The sequence below is a fragment of the Cyanobium sp. WAJ14-Wanaka genome (assembly GCF_024345375.1).
Classification (GTDB): Bacteria; Cyanobacteriota; Cyanobacteriia; order PCC-6307; family Cyanobiaceae; genus Cyanobium_A.
Window position 1 is genome coordinate 542,288 of sequence record NZ_JAGQAZ010000001.1, and the last position, 17,006, is coordinate 559,293.

General features: G+C 56.6%; 20 protein-coding genes. 4 read left to right on the forward strand and 16 right to left on the reverse strand.

Going from position 1 to position 17,006, the window contains the following annotated elements:
• Positions 1–34 precede the first annotated feature (34 nt).
• From purQ to KBY49_RS03105, 4 genes are read right to left on the reverse strand one after another with little or no spacing between them, the layout of a single operon-like run.
• Positions 35–688: a phosphoribosylformylglycinamidine synthase subunit PurQ gene (gene purQ / locus KBY49_RS03090; protein WP_254933292.1), complete on the reverse strand. Its 654-nt coding sequence runs from the start codon at positions 686–688 to the stop codon at positions 35–37.
• The gene (gene purS / locus KBY49_RS03095) at positions 685–954 is read right to left on the reverse strand and encodes a phosphoribosylformylglycinamidine synthase subunit PurS (RefSeq protein ID WP_254933293.1); all 270 of its coding nucleotides are present in this window, start codon (positions 952–954) and stop codon (positions 685–687) included. The genes purQ and purS overlap by 4 nt, the downstream gene beginning before the upstream one ends.
• A 17-nt stretch (positions 955–971) precedes the next feature.
• Complete coding sequence (gene cobW, locus KBY49_RS03100; protein WP_254933294.1) at positions 972–2,096, reverse strand: cobalamin biosynthesis protein CobW; 1,125 nt, start codon at positions 2,094–2,096, stop codon at positions 972–974.
• Between the two features lie 40 nt (positions 2,097–2,136).
• A complete protein-coding gene (locus KBY49_RS03105) occupies positions 2,137–2,631 on the reverse strand; it encodes a pentapeptide repeat-containing protein (protein WP_254933996.1) in 495 nt (164 codons plus the stop codon).
• A 75-nt stretch (positions 2,632–2,706) separates the two neighbouring features.
• On the opposite strand from KBY49_RS03105, the gene KBY49_RS03110 reads away from it, so the two are divergent.
• The 3 genes from KBY49_RS03110 to ilvD are packed head-to-tail and all read left to right on the forward strand — an operon-like array spanning position 2,707 to position 5,435.
• Positions 2,707–3,354 (forward strand): uracil phosphoribosyltransferase, encoded by a 648-nt coding sequence (locus KBY49_RS03110; protein ID WP_254933295.1) that lies wholly within the window; start codon positions 2,707–2,709, stop codon positions 3,352–3,354.
• 42 nt (positions 3,355–3,396) lie between these two features.
• Positions 3,397–3,720: a hypothetical protein gene (locus tag KBY49_RS03115; protein WP_254933296.1), complete on the forward strand. Its 324-nt coding sequence runs from the start codon at positions 3,397–3,399 to the stop codon at positions 3,718–3,720.
• Between the two features lie 32 nt (positions 3,721–3,752).
• A complete protein-coding gene (ilvD, locus tag KBY49_RS03120) occupies positions 3,753–5,435 on the forward strand; it encodes a dihydroxy-acid dehydratase (RefSeq protein ID WP_254933297.1) in 1,683 nt (560 codons plus the stop codon).
• On the opposite strand, the gene KBY49_RS11710 is transcribed toward ilvD, so the two are convergent.
• The 7 genes from KBY49_RS11710 to glpX form a co-directional block, all read right to left on the reverse strand.
• A complete protein-coding gene (locus tag KBY49_RS11710) occupies positions 5,426–5,584 on the reverse strand; it encodes a hypothetical protein (RefSeq protein ID WP_315856987.1) in 159 nt (52 codons plus the stop codon). The genes ilvD and KBY49_RS11710 overlap by 10 nt on opposite strands.
• A 190-nt stretch (positions 5,585–5,774) precedes the next feature.
• Positions 5,775–6,314 (reverse strand): CIA30 family protein, encoded by a 540-nt coding sequence (locus KBY49_RS03130; RefSeq protein ID WP_254933298.1) that lies wholly within the window; start codon positions 6,312–6,314, stop codon positions 5,775–5,777.
• Positions 6,315–7,037: a 6-phosphogluconolactonase gene (gene pgl, locus KBY49_RS03135; protein ID WP_254933299.1), complete on the reverse strand. Its 723-nt coding sequence runs from the start codon at positions 7,035–7,037 to the stop codon at positions 6,315–6,317. It lies immediately after the preceding gene.
• A gap of 11 nt (positions 7,038–7,048) precedes the next feature.
• The gene (gene gndA / locus KBY49_RS03140) at positions 7,049–8,467 is read right to left on the reverse strand and encodes an NADP-dependent phosphogluconate dehydrogenase (RefSeq protein ID WP_254933300.1); all 1,419 of its coding nucleotides are present in this window, start codon (positions 8,465–8,467) and stop codon (positions 7,049–7,051) included.
• Between the two features lie 116 nt (positions 8,468–8,583).
• Positions 8,584–9,879 (reverse strand): glucose-1-phosphate adenylyltransferase, encoded by a 1,296-nt coding sequence (locus tag KBY49_RS03145; RefSeq protein ID WP_254933301.1) that lies wholly within the window; start codon positions 9,877–9,879, stop codon positions 8,584–8,586.
• A gap of 99 nt (positions 9,880–9,978) precedes the next feature.
• Entirely contained in the window at positions 9,979–11,307 is a 1,329-nt protein-coding gene (locus tag KBY49_RS03150; protein ID WP_254933302.1) for a glutamyl-tRNA reductase, read from the reverse strand.
• Between the two features lie 34 nt (positions 11,308–11,341).
• Complete coding sequence (gene glpX, locus KBY49_RS03155) at positions 11,342–12,346, reverse strand: class II fructose-bisphosphatase (protein ID WP_254933303.1); 1,005 nt, start codon at positions 12,344–12,346, stop codon at positions 11,342–11,344.
• A 180-nt stretch (positions 12,347–12,526) separates the two neighbouring features.
• Here glpX and rpe point away from each other — a divergent pair, with 180 nt between their 5' ends.
• Positions 12,527–13,201, forward strand: a complete 675-nt coding sequence (gene rpe, locus KBY49_RS03160) for a ribulose-phosphate 3-epimerase (protein WP_254933304.1) — start codon at positions 12,527–12,529, stop codon at positions 13,199–13,201.
• Here the strand turns inward: rpe and ccsB are convergent.
• From ccsB to KBY49_RS03185, 5 genes are all read right to left on the reverse strand, one after another.
• Positions 13,198–14,127 carry a c-type cytochrome biogenesis protein CcsB gene (gene ccsB / locus KBY49_RS03165; protein ID WP_254933305.1) on the reverse strand — a complete coding sequence of 310 codons (930 nt, stop codon included), beginning with the start codon at positions 14,125–14,127 and terminating at the stop codon, positions 13,198–13,200. The genes rpe and ccsB overlap by 4 nt on opposite strands.
• A 54-nt stretch (positions 14,128–14,181) precedes the next feature.
• Entirely contained in the window at positions 14,182–15,357 is a 1,176-nt protein-coding gene (locus tag KBY49_RS03170; protein ID WP_254933306.1) for an LptF/LptG family permease, read from the reverse strand.
• Entirely contained in the window at positions 15,354–16,082 is a 729-nt protein-coding gene (gene lptB, locus KBY49_RS03175; RefSeq protein WP_254933307.1) for an LPS export ABC transporter ATP-binding protein, read from the reverse strand. The genes KBY49_RS03170 and lptB overlap by 4 nt, the downstream gene beginning before the upstream one ends.
• A complete protein-coding gene (locus tag KBY49_RS03180) occupies positions 16,079–16,516 on the reverse strand; it encodes an LPS-assembly protein LptD (RefSeq protein WP_396099541.1) in 438 nt (145 codons plus the stop codon). Before KBY49_RS03180 ends, lptB begins: the two co-directional genes overlap by 4 nt.
• A 77-nt stretch (positions 16,517–16,593) precedes the next feature.
• The gene (locus tag KBY49_RS03185; RefSeq protein WP_254933309.1) at positions 16,594–16,992 is read right to left on the reverse strand and encodes a DUF309 domain-containing protein; all 399 of its coding nucleotides are present in this window, start codon (positions 16,990–16,992) and stop codon (positions 16,594–16,596) included.
• Between the last annotated feature and the right edge of the window lie 14 nt (positions 16,993–17,006).

Below are 17,006 nucleotides of genomic sequence, written 5' to 3' on the forward strand. Positions count from 1 at the left end.
GAGCCTATGTGCTTCCTCCCTATTTTATGGGTAGTTAGCCAAGCAAACTTTCAAGTAGCCGTTTACCTCCCGTGCCCCCGATTACCGGATCACAGGCCCGCTCTGGATGGGGCATTAATCCGAGCACATTTCCACCAATATTGGTCAGTCCGGCAACATCCCCAACTGACCCATTTGGATTGTCCTGGTAACGAAGTACCACCAGTTGCTCCTGTTCTAGGTGCTTGAGGGTCTGGGGATCACACTGATAACGGCCTTCCCCATGGGCGATGGGAAGACTGATTGTTTCATTGTCGACATACCCCGAAAGCCAGCTGCAGCCTCCCGGCTGGACTTGGAGTGAGGTGGGTTCACAGAGAAAATGGAGCTTCCTGTTGCGGGTAAGGGCTCCAGGCAACAGGCCCATCTCTGTGAGCACCTGGAAGCCATTGCAGATGCCCAGCACCGGCCCACCTCCATCGGCGAATTGCTTCACGGCCCCCAGAACTGGAGAGAATCTGGCAATGGCGCCACAGCGGAGGTAGTCGCCATAGCTGAAGCCCCCGGGAATGACAACGGCCTCAATGCCAGTGAGATCCTGTTGTTCGTGCCATAGGAAGCGGGTTGCCATACCCAGGCATCCCTCCAGGGCCCAGCGCACATCCCGGTCACAATTGGAGCCAGGAAACACCACAATTCCAACGGTCATGAGCTGGCATCTCCATGCTCAGTGATTTCCAGTTGCCAGTCCTCTATCACCGGGTTGGCAAACAGGCGATCGCTAAGCAGTTCCAGTTGGCTTTGGGCCGTATCCCGATCCACAGCCTCCAGCTCCAGCTCAATTGCCTTGCCGATTCGCAATGACTTGACCCCCTCCACGCCGAGACGAGCCGCGGCGGCACGGGTTGCTTCTCCCGCAGGGTCAAGCACTGAAGGCCGCAGGGAAACTTGAACGCGTGCGCTGTAGATGGGCATCTGGACAGCCTGATGACTCACAAATCTTGGCAGCCCATGGAGCCACCAGCTTGGGGCTCGGCCGCTGCCAGCAGGGCCGCCTCAATCTCGTTGCGGTTGAGCCCAAAACCCAGCACCACGAGCTTCAGGCCAGGTGGGGGGTTCCCTTGATCGGCAACGTTTTTTTCCGATTGCTCAGGTCCAAACCACGACTCAAGTCGGGGGCCGACGGCCTGAATTTGCAAGGGTCTTGCCTTTCCGGGGAGCTGGACATGCCCCTTAGCCCTAATCAGGCAATTGTTGGCAATCATTTGTCTGATGCATGTCTCCAGCTTTTCCCTTGCGAAACTTGCGCGGAGATTGAACGCAAATGATTCCATTTCCACATGGGTGTGGTCGTGGTCTTCATGGCCATGGTTCCTGTCGGCTGATTCACCTGCCCCACGCCCGAGGCCCAGCACCAACTCGGGATCAATCCGACCTCGCTCCATTGGCAGCACTGGAGTACCTGGCCTGATGCGGTTTTCCAGCTGTTGTCGTACGGCCTGCAGATCGGCGCCATTGAGGCAATCGCCCCTACTAACAAGAACAAGGTCGGCGACTTCTAGCTGCTCATTGAACAATTCCCCAATTGCCGTGGCGTGGTCGAGGCTTGGATCGGCCTGGCGCTGGGCCTCGAGGGCCTGGGGATCCGCCACCACTGACCCCTTGGCAAGGCATTCGCCATCGACCACAGCCACCACACCGTTTACCCAGGTTCTGGTGCGGATTTCTGGCCAGGCAAAGGCCGCCAGCAGCGGCACTGGAAGGGCTAACCCACTTGTCTCAACTACGACTCCGTCGAGCTGGTCAGAACGTTCCAGTAGGCGTTCCATGGTGGGCAGAAAGTCGTCCTGAACGGTGCAGCAGAGGCAGCCATTGGCGAGCTCCACTAGCCGACCCTCCAGCTCCTCCTCCGGGCAAAACCCGCAACTCCTGAGTAAATCGCCATCGATACCCACCTCCCCAAACTCATTTACCACCACTGCCAACCTCAGGCCGCTCTCCAGCAGTAGGTGCCGCAGCAGGGTCGTCTTCCCGGCACCTAAAAAACCAGTGACTACGGTGACTGGCAGACGCCTGGCCGGCTTCGAGCTGATCGGGCTATTCAAGGTGGAGGTCATCTGCTCGGGTCGCTTTCAGTTGGCTTTGATCTGCTGGGCTTCAGGCTGGAGCCTTCGGCATTGGGCAGCCCAGGCTTTCGCGGGTGTCTACACCGGTGGTGGAGTTGGTACCGGCAGCCCTCAGGCAGAGGGCTTTTTGTTCATTTAGATCCAGCACGGCATCAGAGAAATCCGCATTGGTGATGCTGGATCCCTTGAAGTGGCTCTGCATCAACATTGCGTTACGCAGCACGGCTCCCGTCAGGTCCGCATCGTCGAAACGGCTCGCAAATGCCACGGCGTCCTCCAGGTTGGCGCCAGAGAGATTTGCCCCGCGCAGATCGCTGCTATTGAAAACAGCACCGCGCAGATCCGTGTCACTGAGATCAAAACCGGCAAGTGAGGCCTTCAGAAATTCCTGCTGCTGCAGGTTGCGGCCATGCATGTCTGGCTGCAGATCCTGGAGGGAGCGCTGACTGCGCAATTCAGGAGCAGTAATGGCCCAGGCCGGTTGCAGCCAGCTAGAACCAAGAACCCAGCACAGCACTAGGCCCATAAGACAGGTCATCCAATAACGGTGAACGGTGGGCAAAGCCAAGCCTTTACGGTGGTAACTCAAGTTATGCCAAGCATGGCGATGACCCTGCGGGTGGTGGTCCCACCCCATCCCCTGATTGGCCACTGGCTGAGCGTGTTGAGGGATCGCAACACCCCACCTGCGGTCTACGCAAGTGCCACCTGCGAATTGGGCCGCTGGCTCACCTATGAGGCCCTGCGAGATTGGCTGCCCCATCGGTCCATTGCCCTGCAGACGGCATGGGGCGACGCCGAGGGGGAAATTGTTGATCCCCAGGTTCCCTTGCATGCCCTCACCATTTTCCCCACTGGCCTGGGGCTTTGGCAGGGAGCCCAGGGGGTATTGCCCCAGGCCCAGGTGGCCCATATCGCAAATATGGAGGTGGATCTACCAAAGGAAATCGACCCCAGGGCCGGGGTGCTCGTGTTTGCAGCTGAACTGGCTATTGGAGAGCAATTGCTGGACCTGCTCAATCGTTTGGCAGGCCTTGGCGTGGAGGGGGATCGCCTGCGGGTAGTAACCGCCCTTTGCTCCAGCCCAGGTCTCAAGAGTCTTGGTGAGCGTTTTAGCAATCTGACCATCTACACGGCCTGCATTGATGCCGCCCTAGACGGGGAGGGGCGAATCAGCCCAGGTATTGGCCCCGTCCACGGGCAGCTGTTTAATTCGCCAGGACCTGCCAGGCCATCGATGGGCTGTTAATTGGTCCATGGCTGCCTAAGCTGGCCGAAAAGATCAGTGGCCATGGGCGATCGCGGCTCCACCTCAAATACGGGCGCTGGAAATTCAGGTGCTTTTCTTAGCGGCTTTGCCGGAGCCCTAATTGGTGCAGCAGGACTTGCCTGGTGGTTGCTTTCGGAAGCAGAAAATCGGAGAGATGGCGTTAGGACACGGCGCCAACTCCGCCTTTCAAGGCTGGGGGAGGTTGAGGCAGTTGGCCAGGGCAGCGAACCATCCCAGGGGCAAATCAAGCCGAGCACCGATCTTCACCACAGGGTCCATGAGCTCAACCAAGCCATTGATGAGGTCCGTCAACAGCTTGAGGAAATGGCTACGACTGGCCGCTAACTAACTTTTTCTACTAGTAAATCTTTTAAGCCATGGCAGCTGCACCACTTCGCTCTTCAGCCATTACCCAAGGGGTCCAAAGATCGCCTAATCGCGCCATGTTAAGGGCGGTGGGGTTTGGAGATGGGGATTTCAATAAGCCCATCATTGGCATAGCAAACGGCTACAGCACCATTACCCCCTGCAATATGGGGCTTAATGACCTAGCCCTACGCGCCGAGGCAGCCGCTAAGGCAGCCGGTGCAATGCCCCAACTTTTTGGGACCATCACGGTTAGCGACGGCATCTCAATGGGTACGGAAGGGATGAAATATTCCCTGGTATCGCGAGAGGTAATTGCAGATGCCATCGAGACCGCCTGTAACGGTGAATCAATGGATGGCGTGTTGGCGGTGGGTGGCTGCGACAAAAACATGCCAGGGGCCATGTTGGCCATGGCACGGATGAATATTCCGGCCATCTTTGTCTATGGGGGCACGATTAAGCCAGGCAAGCTAGGGGGCTGCGACCTGACGGTTGTAAGTGCATTTGAAGCTGTTGGTCAGCTAGCTGCCGGCAAAATTGATGAGGAACAGCTGACGGCGGTTGAGAAAAATGCCTGTCCTGGAGCAGGTAGTTGTGGCGGAATGTTTACCGCTAACACCATGAGTTCAGCAATTGAGGCCATGGGCCTAAGCCTGCCTGGTAGTTCGACCATGGCAGCAGAGGACTCGGAAAAGGCCGACAGTGCTGCCCGTTCTGCCGAAGTGCTGGTTGAGGCAATTGCAAACAACATTCGTCCCCTCGATCTGCTCACCCGTGAGGCATTTGAGAATGCTATCGCCGTGATCATGGCAGTTGGTGGATCCACCAACGCCGTTTTGCACCTTCTTGCAATCGCCCGAACCGCAGGAGTGCCTCTGTCGATAGACGACTTTGAGTTGATCCGCCAAAAAGTGCCCGTTATCTGTGATTTAAAGCCCAGCGGCCAATACGTGACAACGGATCTTCATGCGGCAGGGGGAATTCCCCAGGTGATGAAGTTGTTGCTGGATGCTGGGATTTTGCATGGCCAATGCAAAACAATTGAGGGCAAGACCCTTGAGGAGTCTCTTGCAGGAGTGCCTGCCGAGCCGAGATCGGATCAGGACGTAATTCGTACCCTAGAGAATCCCATCTATGTCAAGGGCCACCTGGCTGTTCTGAAGGGTAATTTAGCCACCGAAGGAAGTGTCGCCAAAATCAGTGGTGTTAAAAATCCCCAGGTCACAGGACCTGCGAGGGTTTTTGAAAGTGAAGAAGCCTGTTTAGAGGCAATTTTGGAAGGCAGGATCCTTGCCGGCGATGTGGTGGTAATTCGCTACGAAGGCCCCGTTGGTGGCCCAGGTATGCGTGAAATGCTTTCTCCCACTTCAGCGATCATTGGTCAGGGATTGGGTGACAAGGTGGCCCTAATCACGGATGGCCGTTTTTCCGGTGGTACCTACGGCATGGTGGTGGGCCATGTGGCCCCAGAGGCCGCGGTGGGCGGAACCATTGCCCTTGTACATGAGGGTGACAGCATCACCGTTGATGCCCATAAATTGCTGATTCAGCTGAATGTCTCTGAGGAGGAGCTGGCAACTCGTAGGGCTAACTGGTGCGCCCCGACCCCTAGATACACCACCGGTGTCCTTGGTAAGTACGCCCGGCTAGTTAGCAGCAGTAGTAAGGGTGCTGTTACCGATCAACCCTGAATCAGGAGGGCCCTAAGGCGCCTGCCTAGGGCCTCAATGGGGGAACCTTCCTCTGGCCGTTCACAGCGCAGGCCTGTTGCCCCATCCATCCATACCGCATGGCTGCCGTGCCAAAGCATGGGCCGATCGGGGAAGGTAGCCCAGGCCAAGGTGAGATTGATTTGGCCCGCACTTCGGTACATTTCCAACTCAAGATCCTCTGCTGGTAGTCGAACGCCTTCAGCGTCTCGAACCTCCAGGCGAACACAGTAATCATCACTGTTTTCCATGCCACCGATAACCCCATGCCTTAGGGGTGATCGGCAAATATCTGCAGCGCCAGCAATTAGGCTAAAGAAGTCAGTTGTAGGCACTTATTCGAATCAACTGCCAATGAATTGATCCATCTCGATAGCCAGGATTTAGGCCCCCATCATCGGCGAATTTCGAGTGGAGAATCTGTAATCGATTTACTCTAGTGGTGTCAAATTTAAGTGGCAGGCCAACGGGCTTAGCCCTAATCGAGGGCCTGAGGGTGCTAAATGGCAAGTCCACAGAAGAAATCCCATCTACGCCTGTTGAAAATTCTGTTACCCAGCGCAGTCCCCCTGGGATCAGGTTGGTAATACCACCCAATCCATCAGCACAGCCAACAGCTAATTTAAATTTCCTACCTTCCCCTTTTATCTCCAATTTGAAGCCTTGATAGCCGGATAAATCTAGGGGTGGAGAATACAGGGGAGACCTGGCACTAATAAAACCGCCACCCTCACTTACCAACGTTCCATTAAATTCCAATCCAGCTGGATTGACGGTACATTTACCGCTGCTACGGCCTCCCATCACAGTGTCATTTAGGGCCTGCCAGCTGGAGAATTTCGTACCGGCTGAGATCTCCATTTAGGCCATTCCTTCTGCCGCATCTCGATCGGCCAGGATCACGATTTTGGATTTGGGCTGAACCAATTTCGCCGGGGTCCGATCGGCTGACTCCATTGGATCCAATAGCCGTTTCAAGGCCTGGGTCTTGCCACTACCACTCACCAAGAAAAGCACCTGTCGTGCTGCGCAGAGGGTAGGAGCCGTGAGGGTCACCCTTGGCAAACCCTTACCTTCCCCAATCGTCACGAACTGGTCCGTAATCCCAGGTGCACTGGTACCAGGAAAAAGTGATGCCGTATGACCGTCATCGCCAAGGCCCAGCAACACAAGATCAAGCACGGGTGGTGTGCCCCCGCAGAGGGTCTCCAGAAGACTTGCATAGCTCTTTGCCCCTTCAAGGGGCTCAGCTGCATCAGTAGCCACAGGGTGCAGGCTGGCCCTGGATCCGGGAGCCGTTGCCATCAGGGTTTCCCTCACCATGCGGGCATTGCTGGAGGGATCATCAGCTGGCACCCAGCGCTCATCACCTAGAAGCACGTCGACCCGGTCCCAGGGCAAGTGTTGCTGGCCCAGCAGCCTGTAGACAGCCTTAGGTGTTTCACCTCCTGCCAGGGCAATTTGGCAGCGATCCCTCTCGGCAAGCACCAGATCGATGGCCACCCCGATCCGTTGGGCGGTCTGGCTGGCCAGCTCCGCCGCCCCATCAATAACCACAAGTTCGTAGCGACTGTCTGAACCCATTTGCCTGTCCCCTAGTCGAGCCACTCTGTATGGAAATTGCCAGGCTGGTCGACCCTGGCATAGGTGTGGGATCCAAAGCAGTCCCGCATCGCCTGAACCAGATTCTGGGGCAGACGTCCGGTGCGATAGCTGTCGATGTAATCCAGGGTGCTGGTCAGGCAAGGCACCGGAATGCCAGCAAGGGCTGCCCCAGCCACCACCCGGCGTAGGCCTGGAAGCCTGCGGTTGATCTGGTCAGCAAACCAGGGATCGAGCATCAGGTTGGCCAGATCGGGATTGGTCCCATAGGCGTCCTGGATTCGCTGAAGCAGGCGGGCACGAATGATGCAGCCCCCTTTCCAGATTTGGCCGATTGCTGAGAAATTGAGTTTGTAGTCGTGGAGCTTGGAAGCCTCCTGCATAAGGGCCATGCCCTGGCCGTAGCTGACGATGCAGGCGGCGATGCATGCATCGCGAAGGTGCTCCATCCCCGCCTCGGGCGAACCCAGATCGAAGCCATGGGCAGGGGGGGCAGAAATAACTGTCTCGGCTGCTAGCCGTTCCGGTCGCAGGGAGCTGAGTACCCGGGCATTGAGGGCGGCATAAATAGTCGGTACGGGCACACCCATTTCCAGGGCGCTGACAACGGTCCAGAGACCTGTACCCTTTTGACCTGCAGCATCAACAATTTTCTCAACGAGGTCGCTTCCGTCAGCCGGATCCTTGGTACGCAGGCAGACCTCGGTGATTTCAACCAGGAATGAGGCCAATTCCTCGGTTTGGTTCCACTGACCAAGCACATCGGCCATTTGATCGCCATTGAGACCCGCGACCCTCTTCATCAGGTCATAGGCCTCGGCAAGAATTTGCTCAATGCCGTACTCAATGCCGTTGTGGACTGTCTTGACGAAGTGGCCGGCGCCGCCGGGGCCGATATATGTGACGCAGGGGCCGTCATCGACCTGGGCGGCCATTTTGCGGACTAGGGGCTCAATGGCGTCGTAGGCCGCCTTGGTACCCCCGGGCATCATGCTCGGGCCCTCCAGTGCTCCCTTGGCTCCCCCGGAAACCCCCATGCCGATATATCCAAAGCTATTACTCTCGAGTTCGGCCACCCGACGCTCGGTGTCGGTGTAGAGGGAATTTCCCCCATCAATCAGGAGATCACCCTCCTCCAGGTAGGGGGAAATGGCAGCGATCGTGTCATCTACGGGCTGGCCGGCCTTAACCATCATCAGGATGCGTCTAGGCCGTTCCAGCTTTTCAACTAGCTCCTGCAGCGTTGCGGCACCGACGATGTCCTTGCCCGCACCCAAACCAGCAAGGAAATCCTCGGTCTTGGACCAGGTGCGGTTGTAGACGGCACTCGAGAAACCATTGCGCTCAGCGTTGAGCACAAGGTTTTCCCCCATTACGCCCAGACCAATTAGGCCGAAATGTGCCTTACCCATGGAAATCTGATTACAGATCTCCCCATATTGGCCAGCAATCAGGTTGATTGCCTTAATTGTCACGACAGTAGGGGGCCTATGTCAGCAACTCCTAGCCAAGAGATGGCTGTTGTCTTTTAAATCACCGATCCGTCGGCAATGGTTCCATTTTTGACGACAACCACGATGCCATTGCGAATATAAAAATTTAGTTCAGGCCTGTCTGCCTCTTCGACCCGGTCCTTGTTGATTATCGAGACATTACTACCAATTCGAACGTTTTTATCCAGGATTGCCCGCTTCACCGTTGTACCTTTGCCCACACCAATGGGAATGCCACCCCTCTCCCTAAGAACAGCACGCTCTTCAGATGATTCGAAGTAATCTGCCCCCATGAGAAGGGTGTCCTGGAGTACTACCTCATCCTCGATGCGACTTCTAACGCCTAGAACACAGTGATGAATTGTGCAAGCTTTTAGCAGCGATCCTTCGCCAATAATGGATTCAGTAACTTGGGAATCCTGCAGCTTGCTGGGGGGCAAGTAGCGTGGCCGAGTATAAATAGGAAATTTTTCGTCATAGAAGGAAAATGCGGGATTGGGCTGGTCTGTAAGGGCAAGATTTGCCTCAAAGAAGGCCCCAATTGTACCGATATCTTCCCAGTAATCATCAAACAGGAAGCTTTGGAGCCGATCGCCCCGGGCCAGGGAAGAGGGGATTATCTCCTTACCAAAATCAGTGGCACTGGGATTGCTGCTCAATAAATTAAACAGGGTTTCCCGACTAAATACATAGATTCCCATCGAGGCTAGAAATGGTCGCTTCTCGGCTTCCTCAGGCGAAAGGCCAAGGCTCTGGGTATCCACACGCATGGCTTCAAGGGCCTCTCCCTTGGGCTTCTCCCTAAATTCAGCAATGCTGCCCTCGGAATCCGTTCGCATTAACCCGAATTCCTGAGCCTGGGCCGCATCAACAGGCAAGGCTCCCACCGTGAGCTGGGCACCAGTGGCGATGTGGTGCTCAACAAATTTGCTGTAATCCATCCGGTACAGCTGGTCGCCGGAAAGGATCAGGTAGTGGTCCACATCCCATTCCTGGAACAGCCACTGGTATTTACGAACGGCGTCTGCGGTGCCCTCAAACCAGCTGGGGCTATCGGGGGTTTGCTGGGCTGCCAGCACCTCCACAAAGCCCTGACCAAAGCCGGCCGAGAGGTTGTAGCTCATCGTCAGGTGACGGTTGAGCGAGGCACTGTTGAATTGGGTCAGCACATAGATCTTGTTGATCTCTGAATTGATGCAATTGCTGATGGGAATATCAATCAGCCGGTACTTACCAGCCAGGGGCACAGCGGGCTTGGCCCTGGTCTTGGTGAGGGGATAAAGGCGGGTACCGGCACCGCCACCAAGAATGATCGCCAAAACGCGCTTCATCGGCCTGCTTCCCCTATGCGAGATGGAGCGACCGTACTGGAGCAGTGCACCGCTAGGCGAGTGCTGGGAGCACTGCGGGTACGAACTGTTGCGTTGGCATTACTGGTTGCTGGAACCATCAGCCAATCCCTGGTCTGAATTGAGCTCAAAGAGGTCCTGGAGCACCCGCATGGCTGTGTGGCGCTGTTGACGGGGCTGGGGTGACCTCAGGTTGGTGACGGGGGTATGCAGGACCTTATTGATGATCCCCTTACTGAGGGCCTCGACCACCTTCCGTTCCCGCGCTGAAAGGTCCGGTCCCATGCGGCTAAGGGCCTTCTGAAGCTCCTGTTCGCGGATGTCCTCCAGTTGGCGCCTTAGCCTGTTCACCACTGGAACGGCCTCAAGCCCATCCCACCATTCGAGAAAAATCCTGGATTCCTCCTCGAGCAAACCCTCGGCCTCGGCCGCTATTTCCCTGCGAGCCTCCTGGTTTCTGGCCACCACCTCCTGGAGGTCATCCACGTCATAGGCGGAGACCCCAGCCAGATCAGCGGTATCGGCGGAGATATTGCGCGGTACGCCGATGTCTACCAGGATCAAGCTTGAGCGGCGGTTTAGGGCTGAGAGGCTGGCTGCGCTGATGATCGGTTCATCTGCCGCCGTACTCGTAAATACGAGGGAGCAGGTGCTGAGGCAGTGGTTGAGGTCGGTGAGGGGCCTGCATTGGACCGGCAATGCAGGGAAATCAGCTGCCAATAGCTCGGCCCTACTGACGGTGCGATTGAGCAGAACCACCCCCTTACAGCCCTTCGCCTGGAGATGCTGGAGCAGTAGCCGTGCCATGCGCCCGGCGCCGACCACGGCCACCTGCTCCTGATCAAGGGGGACGAGGTCATCTAGGCCCCTTGCCTGGCCGACCTTTAGCTGGGCCAATTCGACGGCTGCTGAACTGATCGAAACAGCTCCCGTGCCCAGGTTGGTTTCGGTTCTGACCCGCTTGCCCGTACTTACGGCCTGGGTCAACAACCTGTTCAGAATCGGCCCTACGGAACGATGCTCCTGGCCCAGCCGAACCATTTTCTTTACCTGGGAAAGGATCTGTCCCTCTCCCAGCACTAGGGAATCGAGTCCCGCTGCTACCCGCAACAGATGGCTGATCGCCTCTTCGTGGTGATAGGTGAATAGGTGGGGGCTCAGATCCTCCACGTCAAGCCCTGAATGCTGGCTCAGGAAGGATCCAACAGCAGAAATACCCTGCTCCGGATTGCGGAGCAGGGTGTAGATCTCGAGCCGGTTACAGGTGCTGAGGATTGAAGCCTCAAGCACCTGCTCGTCAGCTCGAAGCTGGTTGAGCGATGCCTCCATGGTTTGGTCCGGGATGCTGAGGCGCTCCCGGATCTCCACTGGAGCCGTGCGGTGACTAAGGCCGACTACGGCGATGTGCATGGAGGATGCTCTGGTGCTCGGCTACCTACTTGAATCAGGTGAGGGCGATGCTCTTAGCCCCCTGTTTGATGTGGATGGTGTTGGTGAAGCGGGCGGTGTCGTCGAGGGTGCTGATCACCAGGCTGCTGGTGCGGGTGCAGTCTTTCTCAAACTTCACCCCATGGAAAAGCAAGCCATCGGTGATGCCACTGCCAGCAAAAACAACGTTTTCACCTGAGGCCAGTTCCTCGGCTTCGTAGATCTTGTCCACATCGGTGATGCCCATTTCGTTGAGCCGGGCGATGTTGCCCTCCTTGGTGTAATCGGCCCACTCGCTGGTCTGGGCCACAGCGGGGTCATAGACCAGCTGGCCCTGGAAGTGGCCGCCAAGAGCTCGCATGGCAGCGGCGGAAATGACACCCTCAGGGGCGGCACCAATACCCATCAGGCAGTGGGTACCTGTGCCAGCAAATCCACAGGCGATGGCGGCCTGGACATCTCCATCGGAAATGGGCTGCACCCGGGCACCTGTGGCACGGATTTCAGCAATCAAATCCTTGTGCCGGGCCCGATCCATCACCACAATGGTCAGCTCACTGGCGGCCAGGCCAAGGACCTCACTGAGGATGCTGATGTTTTCAGTGGCCGACTTGCGGATATCCACCTTGCCCTTGGCGGCAGGGGGGGCAGCCAGCTTCTTCATGTAGAAGTCGGGGGCGTTGAAGAGGCCACCACGGTCTGAGGCGGCAAGTACCGCCATCGAACCCCTCTGGCTGTTGGCGCAAAGGTTTGTGCCTTCGCAGGGATCAACGGCAAAATCCACACCGGGACCGGTGCCACTGCCCACTTCCTCGCCGATGTAGAGCATGGGCGCTTCATCGCGCTCACCCTCGCCAATCACGATCCGACCTTGCATTTGAATCTTGCCCATGCGCGTGCGCATGGCTTCAACAGCAGCGGCATCGGCTTCGTCTTTTTTGCCCAGGCCGGTCAGTTCAGCTGATGCGATGGCGGCCTGTTCAACGACCTCGAGAATTTCCTGGATGAGGGTGCGATCCACAATGATCCGGCAGGGGGGAGATGGGCTTCAGCGCTCTAGGTGAAGGCTGTGGCAGACAGGCAAGCGCCAGATGCTGCAGTGGCTTTCAAGTCTTGAAGCGGCCGCAACTGTATCAGTGAACAAGGGGGCTAAGGGTCGGCTCCTTACAATCGATTTCCCCTGCCCCCCTGAGGTTCTCCCATGAGCACCAAGTCTCTGGTGATCTCCCCTTCGATCCTCTCGGCTGATTTTTCCAGACTTGGTGACGATGTCCGTGCCGTAGACGAGGCAGGGGCCGACTGGATTCATGTGGACGTGATGGATGGGCGCTTCGTTCCCAACATCACGATTGGACCACTGATCGTTCAGGCCCTGAGACCTGTGACAACCAAGACCCTGGATGTCCACCTGATGATCGTGGAGCCCGAAAGGTATGTGGCCGATTTTGCCAAGGCCGGCGCAGACATCATCAGCGTCCAAGTCGAAGCCTGTCCGCACCTTCACCGGAATTTGGCCCAGATCAAGGATCTCGGCAAAATGGCAGGGGCGGTTCTAAACCCCAGCACTCCCCTGGATACCCTCGAGTATTGCCTGGAACTCTGTGACCTGGTTTTGATCATGAGCGTCAACCCGGGCTTTGGGGGTCAAAGCTTTATTCCTTCCCAAGTAGACAAAATCCGCGATCTGCGCCGGATGTGTGATGCAAAGGGCTTGGATCCCTGGATCGAGGTGGATGGCGGCATTAAGGCAGAAAATGCCTGGCAGGTTATCGAGGCCGGCGCAAACGCAATTGTTAGTGGCTCGGGGGTCTTCAACCAGCCGAGCTACGCAGAAGCAATTACCGGCATTCGCAACAGCCGCCGGCCGGGCGCCTAGCTGTCAAAGAACCAGCCGTAGCTGTGCAGGCCAATGCCGAGCAGGTTTACGCCGATGTAGCAAACAGCTATGACGACCAGACCTGCTACGGCAACGAATGCTGGCTTGCGGCCCTGCCAGCCGCGAATTAGGCGGGTGTGTAGGTAGGCGGCGTAAACCAGCCAACAAATCAGAGCCCAGGTTTCCTTGGGATCCCAGCTCCACCAGCTTCCCCAGGCTTCGTTAGCCCAAACGGCCCCACTTACCAAGCCAACAGACAGCAGCAAAAAGCCAACTGTGATCGTTCTGTAGCTGAGCGAATCGAGTTGCTCAGCCACCGGCATTGCCACACTGCTCAGCTGGGCTGGCCCTGGATTTCCCCCGGCGGTAGCAAGTTGGGCCTGGCGATAGCCGCCACTGCCGATGGAATTACTGCGCAACTCGAGCACCTGTCCCCTGTCCGTAAAGAGCACCGCCAGGGAGAGCAGGGAGCCCACAAGGAGCGCCGCATAACTCACCATGATCACGCTGACGTGCATGATCAGCCAGCTGGAGCGAAGGGCCGGAACCAGGGGTGATGCCTCTTGAAGGGTGCCGGGCAGGGCAAAACTGGCAAAGGCCACACATCCCAAGGCCATGGGCGTTGCAGCTGCTGGAACAAGCGGAGAGGGCCAACTGCGCTCCACGAGTAACTGGGTGAAGGTGCAGGCCCAGGCCAAAAAGCACAGGGATTCGTAGAGATTGCTGATCGGGAAATGGCCCGAATCCAGCCAGCGCAGGACCAATTGGGCCGTTAGGCAGAGGTTTGCAGAGGCAACAAGCAACCGCACGGCTGAACTGTTGCGGCCGCCACTAAGGGCCCAGAAAGATAGGGGTAATACCAGCAGAAGCAGGGCAAAAGCCCCAAGCCCCAGGGCGAGAACTGGGTCGTGTAACAGGGCGCTCAAATTTGTTTGGCTGCAACGGGAGTCCGGCTCCCATTTTGGCGCAACGCCCAGGCTTCAGCGACTTGATTGGCGCAACAGATACACACCCCCTGACAGACCCAGGACAACCGGGAACCAGGCTGAAATGAACGGCAGCAATGTGCCCTTGACTCCGAGGGCGCTCGACATGAAGGCCACAAGGTAGTAGCCGAATATCAGCAAAACACTCAGACCAAATCCCTGGCTGCGGCTGTGGCGAGATTGGGGTTGCACACCAAGGCTGCTGCCGATCAGACCAAACACCAGGCAGACAGCGGGAAAGGAAAAGCGCTCCTGAATTCGAACAGTAAGTTTACGGGCCTGCTTCTGATCGCCAGATTGACGCAGCAATTTAACTGCCGTTTTAGCCTGGCCGATTGTCATTGTTTCATAACCGGGTATCTTCGCCATCTCCTGGGGCTCGCTCCCAAGGGGATAAAGGTATCGATCAAAATCTGCAGATGTGGTAGCGCCCTTAGAGTCTGGATCGACGGAGAATAGGTGTCCGTCTCGAAATATCCATTGGGCATCCTTCTCGCTCCAATTGGCCCTCTCGGCAGTCAACAAAACCCTTTGATTACCTCTAGAAAGATCCAAAAGGGTGACCTGTTCCATAACGCCTTTGTTAAAGCGTTGGGCATAGAAGAAGTGGGTCAAACCTCGCTGACGAGAACCATCCGGAAAGCTAATTTTTCCGTACTTTGAGAACATCACATTATCCTGCTGTTCACCTGCTATGGCTCTGCCAAGGGCTTTATTCAGTACAACTTTTGATTCCCTCAGGGTCTGGGGTACAACCACCTCATTAAAGGTAAAGGTTATTAAGGTCATCGCCAGGGCAATTGCCAGGGCTGGCACAACCATCCTCCAGGTGGCAACTCCAACCGAGCGGAGGGCGGTGAGCTCACTGTTGCCTGAGAGTTTGCTGTAGGTAAGCAGTGTGGCCATTAGTGTAGCCATCGGAAATGACAACACCAAGAACTGAGGCATCTGCAATAACAGCACATGGGCCGCCACATTTATGGGCAGACCTGATTCCGCAACTTTGCGTACCAAATCAAATACAGCACCAACCGACAGGGAAACAGCCGTGAATGCCGCAATGCCAAACAGCAGCGGACCAAGCAACTCAGAAAGTAGCCAGCGATCCAGTAGGGGAATTCGCCGCCAGCCCCCTAGAATTTTAGTCTGAACATTGTCAATGGCTGTCATAGCCTGAAATCCTCGCCAAGGTAGTGACGGCGCACAAGGGGATTAGATCCAACCTCTGCGGATGATCCAGAAGCAAGAATGGAACCTTCGGAAAGAATATAGGCTCGATCAGTTATGGCCAGGGTTTCACGGACGTTATGGTCCGTAACCAGCAAGCCCATGCCGCGCTGGCGTAGTTGATCGATTAGTTCCTGAAGATCTGCAACCGCAATGGGGTCCACCCCTGCAAAGGGTTCATCGAGAAGCAAATAGCGAGGTCCCGATTCACCAACCGCCAGCGCCCTTGCCACCTCTGTCCGGCGACGTTCGCCGCCGGAGAGTTGGTAACCCTTGCGATTTTGAAAAGCCTGAAGATGGAAGTCTTCCACCAGCGACTCAAGGCGATCCCTACGGATTGATTTAGGCGTCGCACTCCCATCTAGGGCCAATCTGAGGTTATCCCTAACCGAGAGTTGCCTGAAAACACTCGGCTCCTGGGGTAAGTAGCCGATACCTAGACGGGCCCGCTGGGGCATCGATAGGGATTGAACGTCAGTCCCGTCCATTAAAATTGTGCCCGAATCGGGCCGCAGCAGACCCGTGACAAGCCCAAAGGTTGTGGTTTTACCTGCTCCATTTGGACCCAGCAGGCCCACCACCTCGCCTGGCGATAGTTCCAGGGAAACATTATCAACCAGAACACGACCCTGGATAGCCAGTACTACATCCTTGAGTTGCAGACTCATGGGGCCTTAACCGCCTGGGTAGGAGCGGAGTTGAGTCGATACTTCGACACCACCTGGCCCCCAGCTAGGGGCTGGGCTACAAGCCGCTCACGCTCAACTAGATACACCACCTGTTCAGCCCTAATCGAGTGCCCATCTGCCTGAACCACGTCCACATCGCCGCTCAGGACTACTCGATTCTCCTTGGAAAAGTATTGGGCTTGGCGGGCAGTTGCGATAACTCGCTGGTCCGGATAGACGATTTTTACATTGCCAGTGGCAGTTACCACCCCAGTTGAGTTGTCTGCCTGCTGAAGATCAGATTCAATGCTGACAAGTCCCGTAGTAGGTGTAACGATCCGCTGCTCGGCTGGAACTGCTGAAGCAGCCGTGGCCAGGCCCATGCCATGGAAGGCAAAGGTGGCAACACCTATGGCGACCAGTCGTTTCAGCACAGAAGCCAACGGGTATGCCGCCCTAACGGCATTCAATCTACAGAATGGGTAGCTGCAATCTATGGTCCTATACATAGTCACTCTTGTTGCGCTGCAGTCAATTTGGGCTGATCAATGCCAACCAGGGAGCTCTGCCTATGCAGTGCATCGAGGCGACCAGCGCCGGTGACCTGCAGGGCCTTCAGATCAAGGCCAAGGGCTTGGTCGGGGGCGGTTTTCAAGCGGCCAAGGGCCTCACCCAGCAGAAGCGTGGCACCGCGCAAATTCCCCCTTTCCAGGTGCAGCTCGGCCACTGCCATCTGTAAAACTCCGTGAAGTACTGGTCGCATTGGGCCAGCAGTTTCATGCCAAAGCTCTTCGAGGCAGTCGTGGCAGGCATACCACTCGCCTTGATTGAAGAGTTCGATAGCCCTGCCAAGCCTGGGATCGGCCATCAAGAGTTCCTCCTCTAGGCAGGATCCATGGGGAGAAGCCATAGCTTGCGCCTATC